The sequence below is a fragment of the Euzebya pacifica genome (assembly GCF_003344865.1).
Classification (GTDB): Bacteria; Actinomycetota; Nitriliruptoria; order Euzebyales; family Euzebyaceae; genus Euzebya; species Euzebya pacifica.
Map to the genome: position 1 here is coordinate 93,135 of NZ_CP031166.1, position 24,989 is coordinate 118,123.

19 protein-coding genes are annotated in these 24,989 nt (G+C 69.4%); 17 read left to right on the forward strand and 2 right to left on the reverse strand.

Annotated elements, in window-relative coordinates:
- The first annotated feature begins 68 nt into the window (after window positions 1-68).
- Window positions 69-974, forward strand: coding sequence for a hypothetical protein (locus tag DVS28_RS25610; RefSeq protein ID WP_114594497.1), 906 nt, complete (start codon window positions 69-71; stop codon window positions 972-974).
- Window positions 975-1,002: 28 nt separating this feature from the next.
- Here DVS28_RS25610 and DVS28_RS25615 read toward each other — a convergent pair whose 3' ends face one another.
- On the reverse strand, window positions 1,003-1,512 hold the full coding sequence (locus DVS28_RS25615; protein ID WP_114594498.1) for a hypothetical protein: 510 nt from the start codon (window positions 1,510-1,512) through the stop codon (window positions 1,003-1,005).
- A gap of 266 nt (window positions 1,513-1,778) precedes the next feature.
- Between DVS28_RS25615 and DVS28_RS25620 the strand changes: the two genes are divergently transcribed.
- The 8 genes from DVS28_RS25620 (at window position 1,779) to DVS28_RS25655 (ending at window position 14,593) form a co-directional block, all read left to right on the forward strand.
- Window positions 1,779-2,741 carry a hypothetical protein gene (locus DVS28_RS25620; RefSeq protein WP_114594499.1) on the forward strand — a complete coding sequence of 321 codons (963 nt, stop codon included), beginning with the start codon at window positions 1,779-1,781 and terminating at the stop codon, window positions 2,739-2,741.
- On the forward strand, window positions 2,738-3,337 hold the full coding sequence (locus DVS28_RS25625; protein ID WP_114594500.1) for a hypothetical protein: 600 nt from the start codon (window positions 2,738-2,740) through the stop codon (window positions 3,335-3,337). The genes DVS28_RS25620 and DVS28_RS25625 overlap by 4 nt, the downstream gene beginning before the upstream one ends.
- Window positions 3,338-3,422: 85 nt before the next feature.
- Window positions 3,423-5,579: a DNA cytosine methyltransferase gene (locus DVS28_RS25630; protein WP_164711080.1), complete on the forward strand. Its 2,157-nt coding sequence runs from the start codon at window positions 3,423-3,425 to the stop codon at window positions 5,577-5,579.
- Between the two features lie 411 nt (window positions 5,580-5,990).
- Window positions 5,991-6,629 (forward strand): hypothetical protein, encoded by a 639-nt coding sequence (locus tag DVS28_RS25635; protein ID WP_114594502.1) that lies wholly within the window; start codon window positions 5,991-5,993, stop codon window positions 6,627-6,629.
- Between the two features lie 129 nt (window positions 6,630-6,758).
- On the forward strand, window positions 6,759-7,412 hold the full coding sequence (locus DVS28_RS25640; protein ID WP_114594503.1) for an HD domain-containing protein: 654 nt from the start codon (window positions 6,759-6,761) through the stop codon (window positions 7,410-7,412).
- Between the two features lie 180 nt (window positions 7,413-7,592).
- Window positions 7,593-9,020: a GIY-YIG nuclease family protein gene (locus tag DVS28_RS25645; protein ID WP_114594504.1), complete on the forward strand. Its 1,428-nt coding sequence runs from the start codon at window positions 7,593-7,595 to the stop codon at window positions 9,018-9,020.
- Window positions 9,021-9,301: 281 nt separating this feature from the next.
- Entirely contained in the window at window positions 9,302-11,032 is a 1,731-nt protein-coding gene (locus tag DVS28_RS25650) for a hypothetical protein (protein WP_114594505.1), read from the forward strand.
- Window positions 11,033-11,179: 147 nt separating this feature from the next.
- A complete protein-coding gene (locus tag DVS28_RS25655) occupies window positions 11,180-14,593 on the forward strand; it encodes an Ig domain-containing protein (protein ID WP_114594506.1) in 3,414 nt (1,137 codons plus the stop codon).
- Window positions 14,594-14,618: 25 nt separating this feature from the next.
- Here DVS28_RS25655 and DVS28_RS28815 read toward each other — a convergent pair whose 3' ends face one another.
- Complete coding sequence (locus tag DVS28_RS28815; RefSeq protein ID WP_164711083.1) at window positions 14,619-14,762, reverse strand: hypothetical protein; 144 nt, start codon at window positions 14,760-14,762, stop codon at window positions 14,619-14,621.
- An 848-nt stretch (window positions 14,763-15,610) separates the two neighbouring features.
- Here DVS28_RS28815 and DVS28_RS25660 point away from each other — a divergent pair.
- From DVS28_RS25660 to casB, 8 genes are all read left to right on the forward strand, one after another.
- A complete protein-coding gene (locus DVS28_RS25660; protein WP_164711084.1) occupies window positions 15,611-16,078 on the forward strand; it encodes a hypothetical protein in 468 nt (155 codons plus the stop codon).
- A 155-nt stretch (window positions 16,079-16,233) separates the two neighbouring features.
- Complete coding sequence (locus tag DVS28_RS25665; protein WP_114594508.1) at window positions 16,234-16,584, forward strand: hypothetical protein; 351 nt, start codon at window positions 16,234-16,236, stop codon at window positions 16,582-16,584.
- A gap of 41 nt (window positions 16,585-16,625) precedes the next feature.
- The gene (locus DVS28_RS25670) at window positions 16,626-18,431 is read left to right on the forward strand and encodes an AAA family ATPase (protein ID WP_114594509.1); all 1,806 of its coding nucleotides are present in this window, start codon (window positions 16,626-16,628) and stop codon (window positions 18,429-18,431) included.
- Window positions 18,432-18,473: 42 nt separating this feature from the next.
- Window positions 18,474-18,884, forward strand: a complete 411-nt coding sequence (locus DVS28_RS25675; protein ID WP_114594510.1) for a hypothetical protein — start codon at window positions 18,474-18,476, stop codon at window positions 18,882-18,884.
- Window positions 18,881-19,870, forward strand: a complete 990-nt coding sequence (locus DVS28_RS25680; RefSeq protein ID WP_114594511.1) for a hypothetical protein — start codon at window positions 18,881-18,883, stop codon at window positions 19,868-19,870. Before DVS28_RS25675 ends, DVS28_RS25680 begins: the two co-directional genes overlap by 4 nt.
- Window positions 19,871-20,136: 266 nt before the next feature.
- Window positions 20,137-22,788, forward strand: coding sequence for a CRISPR-associated helicase Cas3' (gene cas3 / locus DVS28_RS25685; protein ID WP_281273564.1), 2,652 nt, complete (start codon window positions 20,137-20,139; stop codon window positions 22,786-22,788).
- Window positions 22,785-24,395, forward strand: a complete 1,611-nt coding sequence (locus DVS28_RS25690) for a type I-E CRISPR-associated protein Cse1/CasA (protein ID WP_114594513.1) — start codon at window positions 22,785-22,787, stop codon at window positions 24,393-24,395. Before cas3 ends, DVS28_RS25690 begins: the two co-directional genes overlap by 4 nt.
- On the forward strand, window positions 24,392-24,985 hold the full coding sequence (casB, locus tag DVS28_RS25695) for a type I-E CRISPR-associated protein Cse2/CasB (RefSeq protein WP_164711085.1): 594 nt from the start codon (window positions 24,392-24,394) through the stop codon (window positions 24,983-24,985). The genes DVS28_RS25690 and casB overlap by 4 nt, the downstream gene beginning before the upstream one ends.
- The last annotated feature ends 4 nt before the right edge of the window (window positions 24,986-24,989 follow it).

A 24,989-nucleotide genomic window follows, 5' to 3' on the forward strand; every position in this document is an offset into this window, starting at 1 on the left:
CCCGTGGACGGTAGGCCACCTCCGCACAGCCGACATCGCCCCGGGGTGCCCCGTGGAATGGCCACGTCATGCCGACCACCACGACGACCTGCGGGCACCCGACCGCCAACGGACGAGCCTGCACCAACCCGCAAGGCACCGCAGGCCGCTGCGCCGCCGGCCACCCATCGGCCCACCGACCCACCCGCCCCGCAACAACGTCCGCCGCCACCGCCGCCACCATCGCCACCAGCGACCCGTTCGCCTGCCACCCCCCGACCACACCCCAGGACCCACAGGCACCCGCACGGGCCACCGCACACCTCACCCCACTCCTGCAGCCCGACGGCAGCATCGAAGGACCCCCCGCCGCGATCGACCATGCCGCCACCCAAGCACTGACCGCCATCCACCAAGCACTGCCCACAGCCACCGCCGACACCGCCCCCATCAGCCCAATCGGCACCCCCCGCAGCCACCTGGCCCGCGCCGCCGCTGCACTGCACCGTGCCGCGACAACCTCCACCCACGCCGCCCTCCACGACGCCCACGCCCACCTCGTGGCCACCAGGATCGCCGTGGTCGCCCACATCACCGCCGACCAGTACGCCAACACCCCCGCCACCCACCGCCCCGCAACCCCATGGCACGACCCCACCCACGCCCACTCCGCACTCTCTGCCCATCTCCAACGGCCCGCCCACCCCGAAGAAGTCGACGCACTCGCTCACGCCACCACCGCACAGGCCCACCGGATCCTCACCGCCCGCACCCACCTGGCCCGGACCATCGGACGCCATCCCAACCTCACCCTCAGCCAAGCCGTCGCCTACCAAGCCATCGTTGACACGCCCGGCGACCACGGCCACCCCAATCCCCAGACCGCCCTCCGCCAATGGCGAGACGCCGGCCACACCGCCCGCCGCCACGACGACACCGTTTTGGACCTCCACGACAACGACCTCGCCGCAGCCTTCGCCGCCGGCGCGTCATAGCGCCAACGAACCCACAACGGAACCCGGCCTAGTCGATCGCGGGACAGCCTCCCGAACGCAAACCATCGCTGGACACGTAAACGGTGTCGAGTCCGTCAACGGACAGGCATGCGAACCCCGGCCCGGTCGTGACGTAGTCCCACGCGGCACCGTGCATCACCCCAGGGAGTTCACCGGCCAAGACCTCAGCCTTGGTGGGATAGGCTCCGCCATTGGCCGCAGCCATGGCTTCCAGCGTGACCGCCCCGTTGCGAAGCAACGACAGGAGCGCCTCATCGGGCAAGTTCTCACCGGTCCCTCGATGGTCATCCAGCGCGCCAGTGACAAGGGCAGCGTCGCAGCCCAGCTCACGGATCCGGGTGTCCAGATCAACGGTAAGCATGTCGACGTCGATGGACCCGGAAGCAGACAGCTCACCAACCCGTGTGACCAGCCCCGAGCAGGACTGGACATCGGCAAGCTCACCAGCTGCAGAGGGGACTGCGGGCTCGTTCGTTCCGCACCCGCCCAGCAACACCGCGATCACGACAAACAGCATCCTGGTTCCCATGCTGCGGCATGGTCGACCGTGACCCACGGGAACGCAGCCCATCCGACCCAGACGTCGCGAGTGTGGACGGTCAACAGGGAGCAACGCCACACCCAGCGGGTGGGGCCAGTCCACCCGCCCGCACGGGTCAGTCCCACCGCACACAGTCAAGCGATGAAAGGCGCACAGGTGGTGCGTGCTTCGATACCTCGGGCGTGGCCAGTGGGCCCAAGGCCACGACCGCCCGGGGCAGGCGAAGCGGGAATGGGCATCCCATGACGACCACGAGAACCTGCGGACACCAGACCAGGACCGGACCGTGCAACAACCCGGCCGGCAAGGGGCCCCGTTGCGCCGCCGGCCACAAGGTCGCCACCACCGCCCAGCACAGCCGCCAGGCCGCCGCCCACCCGACGGTCGGCCTCGCCGACCCGTTCGCAGCCCCGGTCACCGACCCGACCCACCCGGCCTACCAGCACGCCGCCCACGCCCGCGACCGGCTGCAGGACGTCATGGACGCCGACGGCTACGCCACCGGGACGGCCGCCGAACTCGACGCCGCCGCCCAATGGGCACTCCCACGAGTGGACGACGCCATCGCCCACCTCGACGGCCACCTTGCCGCACCCACCCTCACCGCCCTCCGGGAAGCCGACAGCAACAACCGGGCGTCCTTCCACATCGCCGCCGCCCACGCCCAGCTCGGACGCCTCCACACGGGAGGGACGACCCCGCGGGTCCGCTCCGCCTTGGCCGCCATTCGCGACCGACTGCTCGCCGCCCGCATCGACGTGCTCGCCCACGCCGTCGCCGCTCGTGCCACGGGGGAGGACGGCAACGGCTTCGAGCAGCCTTGGAACGACGCCCAGGAGCAACACGACGAGCTGTCCGCCCACCTCGGCAGGGCCGCCCTCGACCACGAGGTCGGCTGGTTCCACGACCGCACCTTCGACGCCATCGACGCCATCAAGGCCCACCACCGCCGCCACGACCCCATCAAGGCCGCCCACCCCGACCTGACCGACACCCAGGTCGCCGTCTACGCCGAACTCCAAGCCCATCCCGACTCCTACGCCCCCACGTGGACCCCCGAGGGCCCCGGCGACCCCATGCACGTCGAAGAAGTCCTCGCCCGCTGGAACGTCAACGGACACCGGATCCGCACCGCCGACGGCACCCTCATCACCGCCACCGCCAACGACGTCCGCACCGCCTGGACGAAGGCCCCCGTGCGGTGAACGGCAACTGCGGAGCCACCGCTGGTGACGGCCGTCCCTGCCGCCACCCACGCGGCACCTCCGGCCGCTGCGCCGCCGGCCACCCCACCACCGCCACCCCGAGAACCGCCACCGCTACGGGGCCGGCCGTCGCGATCGCCACCGCCGACCCGTTCGCCTCCACCGTCGTCGACCTCGACGCCGGACACGTTCACGGGCCCGGCCGCATCGCCAACCCCGCCTACGACCGGGCCCTCGCAGCCGACATCACCGCAGTCTTCGACGTCATCACCGACCTCGGATACGACGTCGACGAAACCTGGGTCGACATCCAACCCGACCCCGCCTGGGCCTCCAACCAGCAAGACATCGACCCCGCTCGGGTCGACGCGATGGTCGCCGACCCGCCCACCGGCGACGACGCCACCATCGAACTCGTCACCAGGTGCGGCGACGTCTACATCCACGACGGGAACCACCGGGTCGCCGCCGCGATCAAGGCCGGCCGGACCATCGACGCGGTGGTGATGAACGCTGACGAACTCGAGGTCTACGACGACGCCGAACACGACGAAGACGGCCACGACGACGAAGACTGGTACGGGCTCGGTGGTTGACCCAGCGGATGCTCCCGGGGTCTGTGCGGAATGGTCCGGATGCGCCGCCGGGCTGTCGGCGACCACCCGCACCATGGACGATCCGATGACCCCCACCGCCGCACCGCACCAAGGCCGCCGCCCGACCGTGGCCGGCTGCTTCAGTGGCATCGGTGGGCTCGAACTCGGCTTCCAACGAGCCGGGTTCCGCAGCCTGTGGTGTGCCGAGATCGACGCCAACCCGTCTGCGGTGTTGGCTGCCCGGTTCCCTGACACGCCGAACCTGGGCGACGTCCGCGAGATCGGCTCGCCGGCCGCCCCGGACGTGCTCGTCGGCGGGTTCCCCTGCTTCCCCGCCGGGACGTTGGTGGACACCGCCGACGGCTTCCGGCCGATCGAGACGATTCGCGAGGGCGATCGGGTTCGTACCCACATGGGCCGCTACATGCCGGTCGTGCAGCTCATGAAGCGGGACGCGACCGACACCCTCAACGTCAAGGTCATGGGCGCTCCAGAGTTCACCACGACAGCGGAGCACCCGTTCTACGTCCGTCGGAAGGGGCAGACGTGGGACCCGTCCATAGGCGTGAAGGGCCACTACCGCCGCGTGTGGTCCGACCCGGAGTGGGTGGAGGCCGGACTGCTCGACAAGGACTGCTTCGTCGGGTTCCAGCTCGACACCCCCGACCCCGACCAGGAACCGATCGGTCCTGCACTCGGCTACGTGATTGGCCGCTGGCTCGGCGACGGATGGGTGCGCGACTCGCGTCGACCCCAGAACCTGACGGGCAGGCGAGGCTCACGTGTCGAGTCGCGCTGGTGGAACGTGTTCGTCTGCTGTGACCCGTCGGAGGCCGACGTACTGCGGTCCGCGATCACCGCAGCCGGTTTCGCCACCGGCAAGGCCCAGAGGGTGGGGGTGACCGTCAGGTTCCGCATCGGGTCCAAGGATCTCTGCAAGCTCCTGTCGGGCTTCGGCCGACACGCCCACGGCAAGCGGATCCCGGGATGGGTGTACCGGCTCCCGATTGAGGACCAGCAGGCGATCTGGCAGGGCTGGGTCGACGCCGACGGCTACCGGGAGACCAAGAACCGTCCATCCCCGCAGGTGAAGGCGACGACGGTCAGCGAGCAGCTCGCTCACGGGATGGCCAGGATCGCCCGGAACGTCCACCGGCGGGCCGTGTCGATCCACAAGGTCGAGACCGCCGACACCACCGTCATCGAAGTCCGCACGGTCAACCAGCGCGACTGGTACCAGGTCGTGCTGCCGACCCGGAACCGGGAGGCCTTCGTCGAAGGCGACTGGGTCTGGGCACCTGTTCGCACCATCACCGAGGCCGACCCGACCGAGGTGTTCAACATCGGTGTGCAGGACGACGAGTCCTACACCGCCTACGGCATCACCGTGCACAACTGTCAGGACCTGAGCCGCGGGAACGCCGAGCGGCGCGGCATCAAGGAAGGAACGCGCAGTGGCCTCTTCTTCGACTTCGCCCGGATCGCCGACACAACCCGAGCTCGATGGGTTGTTATCGAGAACGTCGAGGGACTCCTCGACTCCAACGGCGGCAGGGATCTCGCCACCGTCATCGGGGTCCTGGCCGACCTCGGGTACGTGGGGGGATGGCGGCTGGTCGACGCACGCAGCTTCGGAGTACCCCAGGCCCGACGACGGCTGCTTGTTGTCGGACATCGTGGAGGATCGGACGCCGTCCGACGCGCACTTCTTGAGCCCGAAGCACGCGAGTGGGGTGCTCGGCCGAGGGTCGCGGCTTGGCGGTCGGCTACCCAAGGAGTTGACCGAGGCACTCGAACGGGCGGCGGCCAGCTCGGGTTCGACCTGAGCGGTGGCGTGGAACCAGAGCCCGTTCGGGTGTGGCGCAAGGCCGGGCGGGCCCAGACGTCAGAGGACGCCGAGACGTGGGAACCTGGCGGCTACGCCAACACCCTGAACCTGTACGACACCGCCGTCGCGAGAACAGTCCATCTGGTGATCGACCCCGCATCCGGGCGGCCGCGCCGGCTCACCGAGGTGGAGGCGGAGAGGTTGCAAGGGTTCCCGGACGGGTGGACGGATGTGGAGGTCCGCGGCCGGCCGATGTCGTCGACGCGCCGCTACGAGATGTGCGGCAATGCGGTGCCGGTCCCGATGGCCGCCTGGATCGCCTCGAGGATCCTTGCCGAACTCCCCAGGACCTACGGGCCCCCGATCGGGGACCTGGTCGCCGAACACCGCCAAGCCACCCCGGTCATCGCCTGATCGGGCGACAGCAGGCCGCGCCGTGGCGGTCATCCCAGCACGCGCACGTACACCTGCCGAGGATCGAGTTCCGACACACCCAGCACCGGCGCGAGCCTGGGGCCTACGACGTTGCCGTCATAGCACGGGTCCCATTCGCGTACCCGGTCGGGATCACTTCCGACCCGTCAGAGTTGACCACGACGGTGTCCCCGTCCGCCGCTCCGTTCGGCGCTCCGCCCGGTGAGGTCGATCACGGGGGCGTGGTAGCGCATGGGGTCGACGGCAGCGGCGGACGTCGACGTGGATGGGGGCGGGCGGGGTTGTCACATGGCTCCGGAATGGTGGGGGAGTGGATGACCAGTCCGTCCTTGTGCCACACGACCACAAGTGCTAGGAGAAATAGCACACAACCAAGCGATGGAGGGACCGATGACCGTGCAGCCCGACCGAGCCCCCTACGAGGCCACCATGTCCGACGGGTCGCCGAACCTGGGCTCCTACGAGTTCGCCGGCTACGTGGGCGCCGTCACCAAGGCCCGCGCGATCCTCGTCGAGTGCGGCACCGACCCCGCCGACGTGGACCCCAAGATCGTCCGCGCCCTCGCCGGCGTCATCGCCGACATGGCCGACCGCGTCCAGCACCGCCTCCGCGCCAAGGTCATCACCGCACGCCGTCTCGACATCGCCGCCGACAACGCCGCCCGCAACGGCCAGGAGTTCGGCGAGGCCGACGCCGCCGCCGTCCGCGCCAAGGTGTGGGAGTCGGCACTGGTGGACCGACAGGGCGGCAGCCACACCCGCGCCCGGTCCTGCGTCTACACCGCGATGGAGGACTTCCCCTTCCCCGCCGACGCCGACGCGCAGGCCGTCGCCGACTGGACCGAACGGGTCGAGAACCGCGCGTTCGGACTGCTGGTCATCGCCGTGGACCTCGCCTACGACGACCGGTCCCACGAGACCTTCGAGGACCGCGTCTCCGCCCTCGGTGGACTGCTGGCCCCCACACCCGCCGACGCCGACGAGCAGGACGCACCGGCCGCCGAGCAGGCCGCCACCGCCGACGCCTGACCCGACCTGGCCGCCACCGGGCCCCTTCCCTCCGGTGGCCGGCCAAGACTGTCACACCTCCCGCCCACACTGGCCACGGCCCACACCACCCAACGACGCCCTCCCGCGGCGCAGCCCGGCCCCACCGACATGAACACCCACACGAACACCGCCCCCGTCACCACGGGCGGCGACACCGCAACGACCGCCGACGCCATGCTGGACATGGCCGGGTTCGCCATGGCCTTCGGTGCGATCCAACGGGCCACGCTGCTGCCCGACGGCACCACCCGCGAGGACGATGCCACCCACACGGTGATGCTCGGCATGATCGCCTGCTCGCTGGCGGCCAGGTTCTTCCCTGCCCTCGACGTCGGCAACGTAGCCCAGTACGCCTTGGTCCACGACGCGCCAGAGCGGTACGCCGGTGACGTCGACACGCTGACTGCGACGGAGGACGAACGGGCCGCCAAGGCCGCCGACGAAGCCGCCGCGACCGACCGGATCGATGAGGAGTTCGGGCAGACGCTGCCGTGGCTGCCCAACACGATCCGGGCCTACGAATCGATGGCCGACCCCGAGGCACGGTTCGTCAAGGCCGTCGACAAGCTCCTGCCGTTGCTTACCGAGGTTCTCTCTGGCATGGCCGGGACACGCCGACGGGGGGTGGACGCCGCCGCGCTCGCCACCCACTACGACCGTCAGGTCGACGAGATCGCCCTGTACGCCTCTGACTTCCCGGTCGTGTTCGAGGTCCGCCGTCTCCTGGTCGCCGAAACCCTCCGCATCCTCGCCGCGGGCTGAGCGCCGCCAGCACACCTGCACGGGTCTCGAAGCGACTCGGAAACGCCACGAACTGGCAGCGGTGGGCTCGTAGCAACCCGTTTTGCAGTGCAGGGAGGGCATCGGGTAGGACCGGGACTGCGGCTTCCCTCAACAGGTGGGTGCCGCAGGCGTCGTCGATGTACCGATGGGGAGAGTTCTGTGGCGTTCATGCCGACCGAGGAGCAGTTGGCGTTCCGTGACGCGGTGGAGTTCACGAAGCCGCCTCCGAAGGGGATGGCCTACATCTACGTGGTGAAGTCGGAGGGGTGCGGTTGCCCGATCTATGTCGGGGAGACGACGACGAGCCTGCGGGCACGGTTCACTGGGCACGTTCGCGACAAGGTTCGTCGGATCCGCGAATACCCCCACCAGGACCACCACCGAGACGTGCAGGCCGTTACGATCCACCTCGAAGCGGTCGTTGCTTCGCGCGGTCGACGCGATGTCGAGGCGGCGGTGATCGCCCGGTACGCAGCCGACGGCTGGCATCTGGTGAACGACTCCCGGTACGACCCGTCGATGGTCGAGGCGACCTTGGCAACCATCCGCATCGATGGTTGCGCGGTCGCGACGGAGGACGCCCGTGAGAGGTGGCGGGCACACGTCGCCGAGCAGGAGGCCGCCTCGACAGCCCTGTCCGGCTACTTGGAAGGGCACGGGGTGTCGTGGGACGGACGGCCGAACGAGGCGGTTGTGTTTGCGGTCTGGGCTTACCAGCGCGTCCACGGTGGGCTGCCCGACGCGGCTCTCCCGCTTGTGATCCGCCACGGGCACATGGAGTACCGCGGTCGGCCGCTGTCCAAAGTCCTCGAACTGCCCGAGGCCACGCTGCAAGGCACCCTTGACTACTTCGCCGACCATGAGGCGCGTGGTTGGTCGACCCACATGGGTACATCGGCGGCCATGGCGCTCGGATGGCTCGGGGAGGCCAACGGAGGGAACGTCCACCGCTACGACGAGGCCATCGATCGGCTCATGCGGGAGGCCGACAACGGATTCTGGCAGGACATTCAGTCAGGTGATGCGGACCCCGACCCGGTCCCTTCACGAAGCACCGCGATGTCGCGGGACTTCCTGCGCGATTACATGGGCGTCGGGTCGGTGACCGGACCGACGTTGAACACCGACGGGTTCCACCGGCAGTGGTGGGCCTGCGATGGACTGGGGATCGGGATCCGCACCGCGCCGACCCCCAGGGTGACGTGGTGGGGAACGGTCGGGGACGACGGCACCGAGTACGGGTCGGACTTCCTGCAGAACGTCCATCATCCGCTCGAGGTCTCGGTGCTCCGAGACGACTGGGCCCTGCATTGGGAGAAGGTCGCCGAACTCGCGACAGAACTGCGCGACGCGGCCGGGACGCGTGACCAGGCACGCTGGACCGCCGCGGTCAGACGGGTCTGCCTCGGCGTCGAAGACGATGTGATGTGGCTCGGGTGGAGGGGCGGTTTCGCTGTCCTCCTGGCCTGCGTCGAGTTCGGCTGGGGCACGGAGCGGTGGCAGGCTGCTCGCGGTCCTGCGGGGGTGATTGCGGGCCTGTCGGCCGATCATGGGTTCACGGCCCCTGTGATCCCACGGACCAAATGATGGTGGTGCAGGGACGATGATCCGGGGGCGTCCCACGGTCGCTCGGCACCACTTGCCAGTGCCGGACCGGAGTGCTAAGGTCGGTAGCAACAAGGCGCAGTAGCCCTTAGCGCCTCGACCCCCGCACACCGCACCGGCCCGACCCCGGACGGAACAGGGAGTCGGAAGGGACCCAGGTCACCGGCAGCACACCAGCGAGAACCCCCAAGGCCGCGTCACGGCCGTCCTCACCTGATGTGCGAACCCGTGGTCGGGCAGCGTTCGCAACAAGGAGAGCACCCGTGACCACGTCCAACAGCCGCGCCAAGGGCCTCGCCCGCCGCCTCGCCGAACTCGGCAACTGCACCTACCAGCAGGCCCTCGGCCATGTCGCCGAGCACGACACCACCTTCGGTGCCGAGCAGACCAACCGGTGGGTCGCCAACCGCGAACTCGCAGCCGTGCTCCGCACCGAGGAACCCGGCTTCACCGCCAACGACGGGGCAGGCGACGCCCACACCCTGACCGGTCCCATCCGCAGAGACGGCACCTGCGTCTGGACGCTGCGGGTCAACACCGACCTGCTTCGCTGGACCATCATCGCCACCAACCCCACAACCGGCTCGACCGCCGACATCTGGACCTCGGCGTTCCACGCCCCCGACGGCGACACCTACGCATTCGCCGACTACCACCGCGACCAGTCCGTCCGCGACCGGGTCGCCGTCACCCTCGCCGGCCTGCTGGTCTCCACCCGCAGCCACCTCGCCCTCCCCGCAGAAACCCCCGGCACCGACACCATCGCCGGCACCACCCCAGTCACCCCCCACACCTTCGCCGACGACACCATCCCCGACGTCTGCTACGACGCCGTTGCCGATCTCGTCGTCGCCCAGTTCCGCCACGACGCCGACGACTGGACCGGCCCGATCCCGACCGCCGACAACCTCCACGACCTCTGCGACGGCAACATGGCCGTTCACGCCGCCATCGAAGCGGTATTCGGCCCGACCGACGTCAACGGCAACGATCAGGTGTTCACCGACCGGTTCAACACCGCCTACGACCGCGTCATGACTCACCCGTCGGTCGACGACGCGGCCGACCCCGGCCGCGTCGAGGCGATCTACCGGGCCATGTGGGGACGCGGCACCGGATCGACCACCCCCGTTCCGACCCCCTTCGCCGACGAGACGTTCACCGACGTCACCATCGGCCCCGACGGCATCGCCGACGGCAACAGCAGCCGCAACGGCCACACGACCGGCTTCTCCGCCGACCCGGTCATGGCCATCATCCGGGAGGCCTTCCACCTCACCAACGAAGCCGCCGACGCCCTGTGGTCGTTGCAGGACGGCATGGCCGGCATCGACGGCGACGCCGCCGGGTGGGACTGGTCGGCACTGCGCGACTCCTCCGGCACGGCCATCGCCACGATGTTCGACCTTGCCCGCCAGTACGTCACCCCCCGCGACCTCGCCGACGCATGGGATGTCGACCCCGACGCCATCAAGACCGCGATCCGAACCCGACTGGCCCACCACGACCGCAACCGCACCGAACCGGGCCGGCCGTTCCTGGTCGACCCCACCACTGGCACGGTCACCCGGATCGGCACCGCCACCCTCGATGTGCCCGACACCCCCGCCGCCGTCGGCCATGACGTCCTCGACCTGATCGCCGACACCGCACGGGGCGCGGCCGACGGCAGCGGCGCAACCGTCACCGTCACCAACATCGACCACGGCAGCACCGGAGTGGTCGTGGAACTCGACGGATGGACGCTCCACTGGTGGAAGGCCGACCCCGGGGTGTGGGGCTGGTCATGGTTCAGCGACGACGGCAACGACCTGTCCTTCGGCAACCTCGCCGACGCCGACGGCACCCGGCTCGCTGCCGATTTCGTGGCCGGGTCGACGGCAGTGATGCTCGCCGAAGCGGTCGGATGGGTCACTGCCGCGTTCGTGGCCAACCCCACCGCCGGCGGCCCCACTGGCCCTGACCCAATCGGTGTCCACGACCAAGGCGAATAGCCACACCGGCAGCCCTTGCTCGCCCACTATCCGGATACTAGGCTCCGCGTTCTCTTATTGGCCGCGCACGGCGGAGCCAAAGGATCGAAGCGGAGAGTTGGGGTGGGCTCGGGCTGCTCCTGCCTGACCGCAGATGGGAAGCCAGACATGTCCGCAACTAACCGACTGGGTGGCCGGTTCGCGATCGCATTCATCCTGATGGTCCTGCTCGCCACGCTCGCACCCATGAGCGCCTATGCCCAGGACACCGGGGGCGACACCACCCCTCCGACGATCACCAGCTTCGAACTGATCGACACCACGGGCGACACCGATGTCGGGCCAGTCCAGATCCGAATGCGGGCGACCGCGACCGACGACCTGTCCGGACCCTCTTCCGTGACTGCCTACTTCCGGTCCGAAGATGGCCGCAACACCGGCGCTTCGCTGTTGCGCACCCAGACACCGGGGGAGTTCCAAGGGTCGGCCCACTTTCCCCAGTACAGGGAGGGCGGCGTATACACATTGGTGGGGTTGGCGGCTGGTGACCAGGTCGGCAACGTCACCAACATCAATGGCGCGGCACTCACTCAGCAGTTCGGCACCCACACGTTCACCATCGCGGGCCAGGGCGACACCACCCCTCCGACGATCACCAGCTTCGAACTGATCGACACCACGGGCGACACCGATGTCGGGCCAGTCCAGATCCGAATGCGGGCGACCGCGACCGACGACCTGTCCGGACCCTCTTCCGTGACTGCCTACTTCCGGTCCGAAGATGGCCGCAACACCGGCGCTTCGCTGTTGCGCACCCAGACACCGGGGGAGTTCCAAGGGTCGGCCCACTTTCCCCAGTACAGGGAGGGCGGCGTATACACATTGGTGGGGTTGGCGGCTGGTGACCAGGTCGGCAACGTCACCAACATCAATGGCGCGGCACTCACTCAGCAGTTCGGCACCCACACGTTCACCATCGCCGGCCAGGGCGACACCACCCCTCCGACGATCACCGGCTTCGAACTGATCGACGAGGTCGCTGACGCCGGGGCTGGGCCGGTCCTGATACGGGTCCGGGCGACCGCGACCGACGATCTGTCCGGACCCTCTTCCGTGACTGCCTACTTCCGGTCCGAAGATGGCCGCAACACCGGCGCTTCGCTGTCGCCCACCCAGACGCCGGGCGAGTTCCAAGGGGGAGTGCACTTCCCCCAATACAGCCCAACGGGCGTCTTCACGCTGGTGGGGTTGGCGGCTGGTGACCACGCCGGCAACGTCACCAACGTCAATGGTGCGGCACTCACTCAACAGTTCGGCAACCCAACGTTCCGGGTTGGCAATGCGCCTACTGGCAACCACGTCCCGGTCGCCACTGTCCAAGGACCGTACACCGTTCCCGAGGGCGAAACGGTCACGGTGTCAGTCTTCGCCACCGACGCTGACGGCGACACGCTCACCTACGCATGGGACCTTGACGGCGATGGCGCGCCCGATCACGACACCAACCGCCCGTCAGTCACCTTCGCCAGCGGCGACCGGCCGATCGGCACTCAGGTGCAGATATACGCCGACGTGTGCGACACCTACGGGGTGTGCGCCCGCGCCCGGTCGAGCGTCACCGTCGTTTCCCCAGTGTCGATCACCACCGCTTCTCCGCTGCCGTCCGGCTCGATCGGCCAACCCTATGCCACGACGTTGACGGCTGCCGGTGGCACGACGCCTTACACGTGGGCAGTTGCTAGCGGCACCCTGCCCGCCGGCCTGGCCCTTGATAGTGGTACCGGAGAGATCGTCGGAACCCCCACCGCAGCCGGAACGTTCGGGTTCGTCATCACCGTCACCGACGCCAACGGAGCGACCGCGTCGGCACCGTTGACCACCGGCAACGCGCCGGCCACCACACAGCCCGGCACTGACATCAACACGCCCGTCATCGTGACGCCCACCAACCCCGACGGGACACCCGTTGTGGACAGCGACGGCAACACCGTCCTGTGCGACAGCTACGAGTTGGCCAACGACTCCGATCCACTGCCTGACGGCATCACCCTGGACCCGTCCACCGGGCTCCTCAGCGGTTCCGCAACTTCCGGCGGCACCTACCGAGTCATCGTGGAATGCTCCTACAACATCGATGGGCAGATCGGTGCCGCAGTCGCGGAGTTCACCATCACAATCGCCGCCGACACGACCCCACCGGCGGTCACCTGCACCACCCCGCCACACCCGGAAACCGGTTGGTTCACCGAACCGGTGACCGTCACCTGCACCGCGACCGACAACTCCGGCAGTGTGTCCCCAGCCACCCAGACGATCATCGTTGACACCGAGGGGCCCGACCAGGCCATCACCTCCGATCCCGCTTGCGATCCATCCGACAACTGCGTCACTGCGACGGTGACGGTGTCGATCGACCTGTCCAACCCGGACGTCACCACCACCGTCGACCCCGCCCCGAACGACCATGGCTGGCATCGCACCCCTGTGACGATCGCCGCCACGTGCACCGACGCGATATCCGGAATCGCCACCTGCGACGAACCGGTCACCGTCATTGCGGACGGTGCCGAGCAGACCTTCATCCACACTGGTACTGACCTGGCCGGACGAACCAGTCGGGCGGTCACCACCATCAACCTCGACCAGGTCGCCCCGCAGATCACCCTCACGTCCGTTGAAGACGGTGCCAGCGTCCACGACCGCGACGAGACGGCACCCAGTTGCGAAGCCACCGACTCCCTGTCCGGAACCATCGGTGACTGCACCGTTACCGTGATCAGGACCCCAACAGGCGGTGCCGACACCGTGACGGTGACCGCGACGGCCCGTGATGCTGCCGGCAACGAAACCACGATCAGTCGGACCTACACCGTCATCTACGACTCCGACGCCCCAACGATCACAGCCACGTTCAATGTCACCCCCAACAGCGCGGACTGGTACCGGATCGCCCCGACCGTCACCTTCACCTGCGACGACCCCTCGGGTGTCGTGGACTGCCCCGACCCGGTCACGTTCTCATTGGACGGAGCCAACCAGTCGGTCACCGTCACCGCAGCCGACCCGTGGGGCAACACCGCAACGCTTACCGTGGGTGGGATCAACGTCGACCAGACCGCCCCGACGTTGCAGCTGACCGGCGCACGGGATTCATACACCGTTGCTGACCGGATCACCATCGAATGCAGCGTCGATGACCTCACCTCCGGCGTGGCCACGCTGGACTGTCCAGGCATCGACACACCTGGCACCACATACGGGCCAGGTGCCCACACGATCACCGCCACCGCCGTGGACGTGGCAGGCAACACCACGTCGATGTCACACACATTCACCGTGACCGCGGACGTCGACAGCATCATGGCGCTGGTCGATAGCTACCTCGACGCGAGCAACCGACCGGGTGCCCAAGGGATATCCAACGCTCTGCGCAGCAAACTGGCATCAGGCGACTACGGAGCCTTCATCAACCAAGTGGAGGCCCAGTGCTGCATCGACGCCCCAGGCGGGAACGGCAAACGTTTCACCCGATCGCAGGCCGACGCCCTGATCACCCTCGCCACCTACCTGCGGGACCGCTGATCCACCTGACCCCGCACGTGGCCCCCTAGCCGGAGCCGGCCAGCCCAACCGCGACGTCGGCCACCCCCACCAACGACGCCCGATGGTCGAGGAACGGCAACCGGTCGGGCCGGCCGACCAACCCGACCAGGATCGCCGCCGTATCCCTCGACAGTTCCTTGGAAGCCAACCAGCGCGCCACCGACGGTACCGGCCCCGGAGCGGCGGATCGGTGGCGCACAACCAGACGATCGGGATCCGTCCGACCACACCGTCGGGCAGCCACATCGACGCGGTGAACCCGACCGGGTCAAACCCGTCGGGGAACCCGACACGGACGGGCCGAACCACATTGACCGACGCCAGCAGCACCTCGCAGGCCTCCGCCAGCATCCCGTCCCGGACCACCGGGTCGAGCAGCGCCATGCCAGGCCGGAGCGCCTTGGCAACAACGGCGTCGGCACCACCCGTGGCCGGGGGGTGCCGACGGGACCCGAGCCCCGACCCCGCAGGGGCAACCCGCCAAGATCGGTATGGCGGCCAAACAGCCTCCGGAGCTCATCGCCCCAACCCGTAGGGAATCGGACTGGCATCCCTTCAAGACCGTCGAAGCGAGCCAACCCCACCGCCGGCGGCCCCACCGGCCCTGACCCAATCGGTGTCCACGACCAAGGCAAGTAACCCCGACACGGCCGGACCGGACAGCATCAGGAGCTGTCCGGTCCGGCCCGACGCACACCCGAGCCCACCCGGGGCGTGTCGCCATTCGCCGGCCCGTCGCCCACCTCCGATACCTTCTCGCGGCCGAATCGAACCATCAGGGGCGCAGGGGACAACGTGGGACACAAGACAACCGCAATCGTGCTGGCCGCCTTGGCCCTCACCGGCTGTGCGACGGAGCCCGAACCCGTTGAGGATCCCTTCCAGGTCGTGTTCGACCAACTCGCCACGGTCGAGCTCGGCTGCCGTGGCCTGCCAGACGAGGGACAACGCCGGTTCGGTGACGTCCTTGCGCTGTCGTCCTCCTGCACCACCGTCGTGGACGACACAGACGTTGAACTCACCGTGGTCATCGACGACTTCGACACCCTCCAGAGTGCTGCGAACAGCCTTACCACCAGCACCTTCGTGATCACACCGGGCGCACTGGTCGTGGTCGACGCCAACCCTGCCCGACTGGCCGAACTCGTGGGAGGACTCATCGCCGGGGAGCTCGACGGCCAACTGGTCGCCCACGACGACAGCGACCGATTCTGCGAACTCGCCGAAGAAATGGCCGACTTGGTCGATGACGCCCTGCGGGTTGCACACGACACCGACTCCACCACGGCCGACATCTTGGCCCTCGAATACCAAGTGGGACAACTCGCCACCGAACTCGAAGAAGAAGCCCCCGAGGCCATAGCGGACATCTACGACTCGCCACTGGAATCCGACCAAGCGGCCATCCGCGACTACATCCACGACCAATGCGGCGTGGACGTCAACTTCGTCGAACCTGGCTGAGTCGCGCCGGACGGCGAACCAACCCAACACCCGCGGGGCCCTCCGTTCGCGTGAGGAAACGCACTGGAACTCGGAATGGCCCACCGTGACGGCCAGACACGACACCTTGGCCCGAACCTCCACTCCGCCTCCCACCACCCGTAGGGACACGCCCCATGGCCAACGACCTCTCCTGGGCCAGGCTTGCCCGCCTGGCTGCCAACCCCCCATACCTCGCCGCTGACCTCACCCACCGCGACCTCGACGCGGTCATGGTGTGGCTGACCGACGTCACCGTTGCGGCACGCCGCGTCCCGGCCCGCATCCACACCACCGCTGCGTCCACGCTGTGGCTGCGCTGCGCCGTCCTCACCGACCGGCTCGGCCACGCCGACGACGACGAGATCGAGCGGCGAGTCAACGAGGTCGTCAGCCGCTACGAACACATCCGTGCCGAACTGGCCGCACGTCTCGCCGAACGGATCCCTGTCGCGGCAACCAGCCGGCAGCACCAGATCGCCGCCTGACCAACCGGCCCCACCAGCAGCACGGACGACCATCACCGGTCATGAAGCGTCTCCGCGAACGGCTCCGCACACCCAGACAGCCAGAAGCACGGGCAGGCCACCTCGCCGTCGGCTTCGCCCTCTTCGTCAGCGTCGTCTTCGCCGTGCAGACATTCGCGTCCGACCCGACCGCAGACCACGTCCCGATCGCCGAGGTGCTCGCGGCCGCCGAGGACGCCGGGGCCGACCTGGTCGTCTACGACGAGAACGCCGGCACCATCACCGTCACATCCGACGGGCAGGAAACCACCGCGGGGGTGCCGGTCCGGAACGCCGACCCGATCCTCCAACACCTCCTCGACGCCAAAGCACCCCTCGAGATCCGCGCCGCCCAACCCCCCTCCTACCTGGGCAGCCTCATCCTCGCCGTCGCCCCCATGCTCCTCCTCGGAGCCGCCCTCCTCCTCTACCTGAGGAACCGGCAAGGCGGAGGCCCAGTCAACGACGCCGAACGCCCCGACGTCCGACTCGACGACGTCATCGGCATCGACGAAGCCAAAGCCGAAGCAACCGAAATCGTCGGCTACCTCGCCGACCCCTCCGCCTACGACCGCGTCGGCGCCAGACCACCCGTCGGCGTGCTCCTCACCGGCCCACCCGGCGTCGGCAAGACCATGCTTGCCAAGGCCATCGCCGGCGACGCCGGCGTCCCCTTCTTCAAGATCTCCGGCAGCGACTTCGTGGAGATGTTCGCCGGCCTCGGCTCCCGCCGCGTCCGCAGCCTGTTCACCGCCGCCCGCAAAGCCGCCCAAAGCGCGGGCGGCGCAATCGTGTTCATCGACGAGCTCGACGCCGTCGGCCGCCGCCGTTCCGAACACGCAGGCTCCGGCGGGCACCGCGAAGCCGAGCAGACCCTCAACGCCCTCCTCGTCGAGCTCGACGGGTTCACCGGACGCGACGGCGTCATCATCCTCGCCGCCACCAACCGGCCCGACGTCCTCGACCCCGCACTCACCCGACCCGGCCGGTTCGACCGCACCATCACCCTCGGGCTGCCCGACCTCCACGCACGAACCCGCCTGCTCGACCACCTCCTCGACCAGGCCCCCGTCCCCACCCAGGTCGACACCGCCGGCCATGCACGCCGCATGACCGGATCCTCCGGGGCCGCCCTCACCAACCTCATCAACCAAGCCAAGATCGAGGCCGCAAGGACCGGCTACGGCATCATCACCGACCGGCACGTCGACGCCGCCTGGGACCGCCTCCAGATCGGCACCCCCCGCCCCGACGCCGTCATCGACCCCTCCGACCGCCAAACCACCGTCATCCACGAAGCCGGCCATGCCGTCGCCGGACTCCTCCTCCCAGACGCCCCCGCCCCCACCCGCGTCTCAGCCCTCCCGCACGGCTCCGGCGTCGGCGGCGTCACCATCACCGACGGCACCGACCGACAGATGCTCACCCACGACCAGGCCCTCGCCCGCCTCACCGTCCTCATGGCCGGACGCGCCGCCGAACAACTCGTCCTCGGACCCGGCGCGACCAGCAACGGCGCCGCAGGCGACATCGCCTCCGCCACCGACCTGGCCCGCGCCATGATCACCCAATGGGGATGGGGAACCTTCGGCACTGTCCACCTCGACGGCCTCGGCCCCGACGGAACCCTCGCCGCCGACGTCGCCGACGGCGTCGCCACCATGCTCGATGCCGCCCTGCAACGCGCCAAGGACCTTCTGGCCCACAACCGGCCGTTCCTCGACGAGGTTGCCGACACCCTCGACCAGTTCGACACCCTCACCGGCCAAGACCTCACCGCACTCCGCAACGCCACCGACGGGACCGACGTCGTCCCCGCCGTCCCCTGACCCCGCCCGGGGCGGCCCGCCCCGCAGCGGAATGACAGCGGCATGACCGCCACGCCACCCTGCGGGGCCCCCACACGACGTGGGGGAGCCTGCCGCCACCCGGCCACCGCCGGCCGGTGCGCCGCCGGCCACCGCACCAGCACGCCTGCCAACCAGTCCAGCGCCACCAGCGCCAGCACCAACAGCGGCGGGGCCACGGCCGACCCGATGGCGACACCCGATGGCCGCCCGCCCGACCTGCAACCCGCCGGGACGCTGTACATCAACCAGGGCGGCAGGGTCACCTGCACCACCCACGGGGGCGGCTACCTCCAAGCGGCCGCCGGCCAGCAGCGCTACGTCGACGGCGACCACATCACCACTCCGTTGGATGATTGGGAGGTCTTCTCCCCGGAGGTTGTCGCCGAGGACGGCCTCGAATGCGAAACGTGCGCACGAGGAGGCCACCGGTGAGCCGCAACGAAGCCGAAACGGGCGAATGGGTGCTGCCCTCCGCTGAGGTCGCACGCGTCAAGAAGGCCCTCCGCGCCGCCCACAACGGTGTCGCTGAGGCCGCCTACAGGGAAGCGAAGGCCTTCTGGAAGCAGCACGGCACCCAGAGCGCGACCAAGTACGCCGAGGCCGCCGACCGGTTCGTCGCCCAGATCAGCCCCCGTCCGCCGTCGCTGTACGGCCGCCCCGACCCGCGGGCCGCCCACCAGCGGGCCGTTGCCGACGCCGTCCGCGAGGTGCTGGACCGGATCGCCTGGCACGCGCGGGGCGGCGGACAGGCCCTCCACGGCGCCACATGGGACGACATGGACGGGGTCGGCTGGGGTCGCAAGACCAACCGTGACACCACCTTCGGTGACGCCGAGGCGTCGGTGCGGATCAACGAGAAGACCCGGACGTTGCGCTGGACGGTCGAGGAGAACAACCACGCCGTCGAACACGCCCACGACGGCCTGCTCGGCAAGACGCTCTTCGGTCACCTCGCCAAGGTGAAGTGGACCCGCGGCACAGGCGGGATCGTCCGCTACCTCAGCGAGTACGACACCGACGGGTTCGGGCTGTCCAACGGTTCGCGGCTGTCGCAGTGGCACGGCCCTCGCGGCGCCGAGGTCTGGAAGCAGGAGACCGGCCACTACCCCTACGACTCGCCGCAGGGCAAGGCCGAAGCCGCCAAGGCGCAGGAGAAGGAACGGAAGAAGGCCGCAGCCGCCCGCAAGCGAGCGGCGGCGAAGCGGCAGAAGCAGGCCCAGCAGGCCGCCCAGAAGCAGGCAGCCGGGTCGTCTTACTGCGGGGCGGTCAAGAAGGACGCGAGCGGTCTGTGCGGCCGCAAGCTCGCCAGCGGGAAGTGCCCCGATCACGGCACTATCGGCGCGCAGATGGCGATCGGGGTGACGACCGTCGGGTCGGTCGTGCCGGCTGCCGCAGTGACCGCCGACCCGATGGGCTGACCCCCGCCTGCGCGGGGAGAAGGCCGAGCAGGACCGGCTGACGATCGCTGGCCAGGGATCACCCCCGCCTGCGCGGGAGAAGTGGTCGCCGGCCTCATGCGCCGGAGGCCGCAGGGGATCACCCCCGCCTGCGCTGGGAGAAGACTTCCTGACCTGCGGGTTCGCTGAGTGGTTTTCAAGGTACGGGGGTTCCCCGGTTCCACTGGGGTGTGACAGTAGTGGGTCCCGGGGCGGGTGTGTCGCAGGCATCGTCCAAGGTTCGGGGCGTGACCAGTGCAGGATCGCCCCCTCTGGTATGGGGCAAGTGGCCGAGGAGTGGCCCGCCGTACCCGTTGATGGCGCATCTGGTCGACACGGCGGCGGTCGCCTCGGCCCTGGTGGACAGGTGGGTGCCGTCGCGGTTGTTGGACGATCCGACTCGTGAGGCGGTGGTGGCCGCTGCCGGACTGCATGACTTGGGCAAGGCCGGGCCGGTGTTCCAAGGCCAGTTGATGGCCCGGCGACGCGACAGTCGGTTCGCGGATCATCTCGCCGGTCTGTCCACAGCTGGCCTGGGGTGTCCCGGCCCGGTGCTGTCCGGGGTGAGGCTGGCGGCGGGGGAGGAGCAGGCCCTGTTGCGCCGCCACGAGGTGCTGTCGGCGGCCATCCTTGCGGGTCGGGTCGAAGATGCCGGGGCGGAAGGTCTTGCGGCGTTGGTCGCCGGTCACCACGGGTGTTGGCGACTGCCGTTCGATGACTACGGTGCTGTGCCGGTGGCGTTGGAGGCCGTCCGGTCCGATCCGGGCTGGTCGGCGTGGCATCGCGATGCGATCGCGGTCATCGAGGGTCTGGTTGGTGGCGCGGGGACGTCGGCGGTTGATCCGGTGGTGGTGCCGGTGGCCGCAGGGGTGGTGGTCGTCGCTGACTGGCTCGCATCCCATCTGGCGGATGTGGACCCTTCCGGGGTTGAGGGTGCGGATGGGGATTGGGAGGTCTGGTTCGAGCGGCGGGTCGGTGACGCCCACAGGTTGGTTGAGGACCTCCTCGGGGTGCCGGTCCGGCCTGCGGGGTCGGTGGAGGACATCTTGGGTGTGCCGTCGTTGCGGCCGGTCCAACAAGCCGTGTCCGCGTCGACGGCACGGGGCTTGCGGCTCGTGATGGCACCGACCGGTGAGGGCAAGACCGAGGCGGCGTTCGGCCGTTGGCTGGCCCATCACGCCGGGGCGGGCAGCGGACTGCTGTTCGCACTCCCGACGATGGCCACGACCGACGCCATGCTCGAACGGGTGCGTCCCCTGTTCGCCGACACCGACGCGAGGGGCGCGTTGGCGCACGGCCGGTCGATCCTCAACGGCTTCAACCGGCCAGCCGGCCCACTCCACGGGTCCGTTCACAACGGGCCTGGCGGGTTGTCGCCGTCGTGGTGGTTCAACGGGCGGGGACGTCAGGTCCTGGCGCCCGTGACCGTCTGCACCGTCGATCAGGTGCTGCTGTCGGTGCTGGCGCACCGGCACAACTTCGTCCGACTCCTCGGGGTGTTCTCGAAGATGGTCGTGGTCGATGAGGTCCACACCTTCGACCCGTACATGTCCGGACTGTTGGAGCGTTTCCTGCGCTGGGCAGGACGGTTCGGTGTCGACGTTGTCCTGATGTCGGCAACCCTGCCCGCGGAACGCCAGCGGACCTATGTCGAGGCCTATGCGGACGGTCCGGCAGGGTTGCCCGCAGCCGTCTATCCGTCGGTCGTGACGTGCACGGGCGGGGTTGTGGACGTGAGCCCGGTGGCCATGTCCAGGCCCGCCCGCACCGTGGTGATCGACCGGATGTCATTCGGCGGGCCGGATGACATCGCCCGGTACGTCGCCGGCGTCGTCGCCGCCCATCCCGACGCCAAGGTCGGGGTGATCCTCAACACGGTCGGCCGGGTGCAGCAGGTCGCTACGGCGCTGCACGCGCTCCTCGGGTGCTCCGGCACCCATGCGGATGGGCGCTGCGGGACCCTGTGGACCGCCCACTCGAGGTTCCCCGCCGCGGTGAGGTCACGCCAGACCGCAGCCATGCTCGGCGAGTTCGGGCCGGACTCGACCACCGGCGCGGCGGTACTTGTGGCGACACAGGTCGTGGAGATGAGCCTGGACATCGACTTGGATCTGCTCATCACCGACCTGTGCCCCGCCCCTTCACTGGTGCAACGCATCGGCCGGCTGCACCGCCACACCCACGACCCGGCCGTCCGACGGCGGCCCGGAGGGATGCGCCACCCCCGCGTGGTTCTGGTGACCCCCGACCCGTGGCCGGACGGGCCGGCCGGATGGCTGCCCTACCCGGCCCCCGTCATCGGGGCCACTTGGGAACACGGGCTGGGCGGCGGGGCGGTGAACGAACTGGTGGTGCCCAATGACGTCCAGGCGTTCGTGGACCGGTCCCACCTGCCGGTCACCGCCCTGTACGGACCTGAAGGAGAAGGCCTCGCCGACGAGCTTGTCACCCACCTGCTCGGCGAGTCCGCCAAGGCCCAGCGGGCCGGTCGGGCCGCCATCCCCACCCCCGAGGCAATGACGTCACGCACCGCTGCCGCGCTCGAGAAGTTCGCCAACGCCGAGGTGGACGGGTTGCGGCTGTCCACCAGATGGGACGACACCCCCACGGCGCTGGTCCTTCTGCACAACCCCGACGGACCGCCAGGGGCATCGACTAACGGCGTGTGGGGCGGGCCCATCCCGTCGGCCCCCGGCTACGACGAGCAGGCGGAACTGCTCGGCTGCACCGTCACCATCAGTGGCCGGCAGGCCTTCGATGTCACACCCCGTGATGACATTGGGCGGCCGTCGCCGGGCCGTTGGGACGGGACGTTGCTGCACGACGTCGTCCCCCTCCCCCTCCCCTCGCCGGATTGGGACCCCGACCCGCTGACCGGACTGACCCGCAGGGACCAATGAGCACCACAACGACCACGAAACTGCATGACCGCATCGTCGGGCTGCTGCCGGCCACTCCCACCTACAACCTGACCGTCGAACGGTGGATCCCGGTGATCGGTCCGGACGGACCAGACACCGTCGGCCTCGCCGGCCTGCTCGACCGGGCACACCGTCTCGACCTCGATGATGCCGGGCACGGGCCGCTGTGGCGCCACTCGATGGAACGACTGCTGATCGGCATCGGCCACCTGATCGCCCAGGCCGCCCCCGGCCACGACTGGGCCGCCGTCGCCAATAGCGGACTCCCGCTGCCCGCCGACGGTGCCACCTCCGTGCTGGCCCGTCTGGCCGACCGGCTGTGGCTGCATCACCCGACCAGTCCGTTCCTGCAGCGACTCGACGTGCTGTCCCACATGGACGACAAACCGGACAAGCCGATCGTCGAGGTCACCGATCCGTTCTGGGCGCTGCTGCCCGACGTGCCGTCGAAGTCGAACTCGGCCTGGTTCAACCGTGCCGACCCCGACGCCAAGACCGGCCCGGCTGATGCGGCGAACGCCCTTCTGGTCCGTCACACCTGGGCCGTTCCCGGCAACGAAACCAAGAACGGTGTGGGGAAGGCCCGGTCGGAGGGCGGCAGCGCAGGACAGGGAGCCAACGACCTGACCCACCTCACGATCGGCGGGCCCACCGTTGCCGCCACGATCGCCCGGAACCTCATCGGCGACTGGGTCGACCGGGGCCAACGTCTCTGGTTCGAGAACCCGGCCGGCGCAGTCGGTGTTCTCGCCGCCGACGATCCCGACCCGCTGTGGCTGTACACCGCAACCACCGCATCGACCGTCCTCATCCCGATGTTCGGCGGCTACCGGGTCGTCCGGTCGCCGATGCCGGAACCACCCGAGGTCGCCAAGCAACTCGGTACGACGCTGAAGGCCAACAACCCCCACACCGTCCGGTTCACCTCAGTGGACGGCAAGACCACACCGACCCTGCGGCTGCCCGTGCCGTCGTGCGGCAGCGACCTGCTCCGCCGGTACCACAGCCGACTCGCGGGCGGACGGCCCCTGACGCCGTCGGTGCTCGACCTGCGGGGACTGCACGTCCGACCGGCCCGGCGGCCCATGGTCCGGGCACTCATCGTCATCGGTGCTGGCCAGGCAGCAGGCGCACGTGTGGGGGACGTTGCCGTCGCCGCATCCGAACTGGCCGACCTGACCCTGCCTGCGCCGGCCGCAGTCCGATTCGCAGAACTCGCCCGCATCATCTTCGGACCGTCACCATCGGTCCGGAGCCGGACGGCGACCGCGATCAGCACCGTCCGCGGCGCAGATGGCGAAGACGACCGCAAGCAGATCCGCGCATCGGTCGAACACGACCTCACCGTCGCCGCAGACGCAGTCGTGTTCCGCCTGCTCTCCGCATGCCGACGCAACGCAGACGGGGACCTCCCCGACCGGATCCCGGTCCCCGACAGCCGCCTGCTGATCGACACCGCACTCGGCTGCTTCGACCGACACGTCGCACCCCTCACCCACCGGCCGGCCACGGCAGCCACCGCCGTCGTGCAACGACGCCGACTCGTCCGACATCTGACCCGCCTGCTCTCCGAGGAGACCCCATGACCGACACCGCCAGACCTCCCCGGACGGTCGATGCCTTGATCGCCCTGCGGGCGGACACCGGTGCGCGCACCGCGATGCGTCGCGGACTGTCCCAGGCCACCGAGCACTACGCCTACCCCTACCTCGCCCACCGATGGCAGGGGCGACCGTGGGCACGGACCCCCACCCTGCGGATCGCCGGACTGATCGCTGTCACCAGCCTGGCCGACGAACCCGCCGGCGACCGGATCGGCACGACACTCCGCCGCGTCGCGCTCGCCGACCGGCCCGCACCCGGCGACGCCACCGACCGGGCGTTGGACCGCATCGGCAAACGGCTGCTGTGGGCCCAGACCGGCGACCTCGCCAAGTTCCACCAGGTCCTCACCGGCCTCCTGCCCAACGCCCCGCTCGGACGCATCGACTGGCAGGAACTGCACGACACCTACCTCCGATGGGGCCACCCCCACCCCGACGCCCGACGCCGCATCCGACTGCGGGTCATCGAGGACTTCTACAGCCCCGTCCCCAGAGCCGAACGCGAACCAGACCCGGGCCCCGCCGACGAGAACGCAGACGCCCCGAAGCCCACCCAGCCCACCCTGATCTGACAAG

Bases quoted from the DNA above. Each gene is read 5' to 3' on its own strand.
- DVS28_RS25635 (WP_114594502.1), top strand. From the start codon at position 5,991: ATGACCGTGCAGCCCGACCGAGCCCCCTACGAGGCCACCATGTCCGAC.
- DVS28_RS25670 (WP_114594509.1), top strand. From the start codon at position 16,626: ATGAAGCGTCTCCGCGAACGGCTCCGCACACCCAGACAGCCAGAAGCA.
- DVS28_RS25615 (WP_114594498.1), bottom strand. From the start codon at position 1,512: ATGCTGTTTGTCGTGATCGCGGTGTTGCTGGGCGGGTGCGGAACGAAC.
- DVS28_RS25620 (WP_114594499.1), top strand. From the start codon at position 1,779: ATGACGACCACGAGAACCTGCGGACACCAGACCAGGACCGGACCGTGC.
- DVS28_RS25610 (WP_114594497.1), top strand. From the start codon at position 69: ATGCCGACCACCACGACGACCTGCGGGCACCCGACCGCCAACGGACGA.
- DVS28_RS25630 (WP_164711080.1), top strand. From the start codon at position 3,423: ATGACCCCCACCGCCGCACCGCACCAAGGCCGCCGCCCGACCGTGGCC.
- DVS28_RS25640 (WP_114594503.1), top strand. From the start codon at position 6,759: ATGAACACCCACACGAACACCGCCCCCGTCACCACGGGCGGCGACACC.
- casB (WP_164711085.1), top strand. From the start codon at position 24,392: ATGACCGACACCGCCAGACCTCCCCGGACGGTCGATGCCTTGATCGCC.
- DVS28_RS25690 (WP_114594513.1), top strand. From the start codon at position 22,785: ATGAGCACCACAACGACCACGAAACTGCATGACCGCATCGTCGGGCTG.
- DVS28_RS25675 (WP_114594510.1), top strand. From the start codon at position 18,474: ATGACCGCCACGCCACCCTGCGGGGCCCCCACACGACGTGGGGGAGCC.
- DVS28_RS25655 (WP_114594506.1), top strand. From the start codon at position 11,180: ATGTCCGCAACTAACCGACTGGGTGGCCGGTTCGCGATCGCATTCATC.
- DVS28_RS25665 (WP_114594508.1), top strand. From the start codon at position 16,234: ATGGCCAACGACCTCTCCTGGGCCAGGCTTGCCCGCCTGGCTGCCAAC.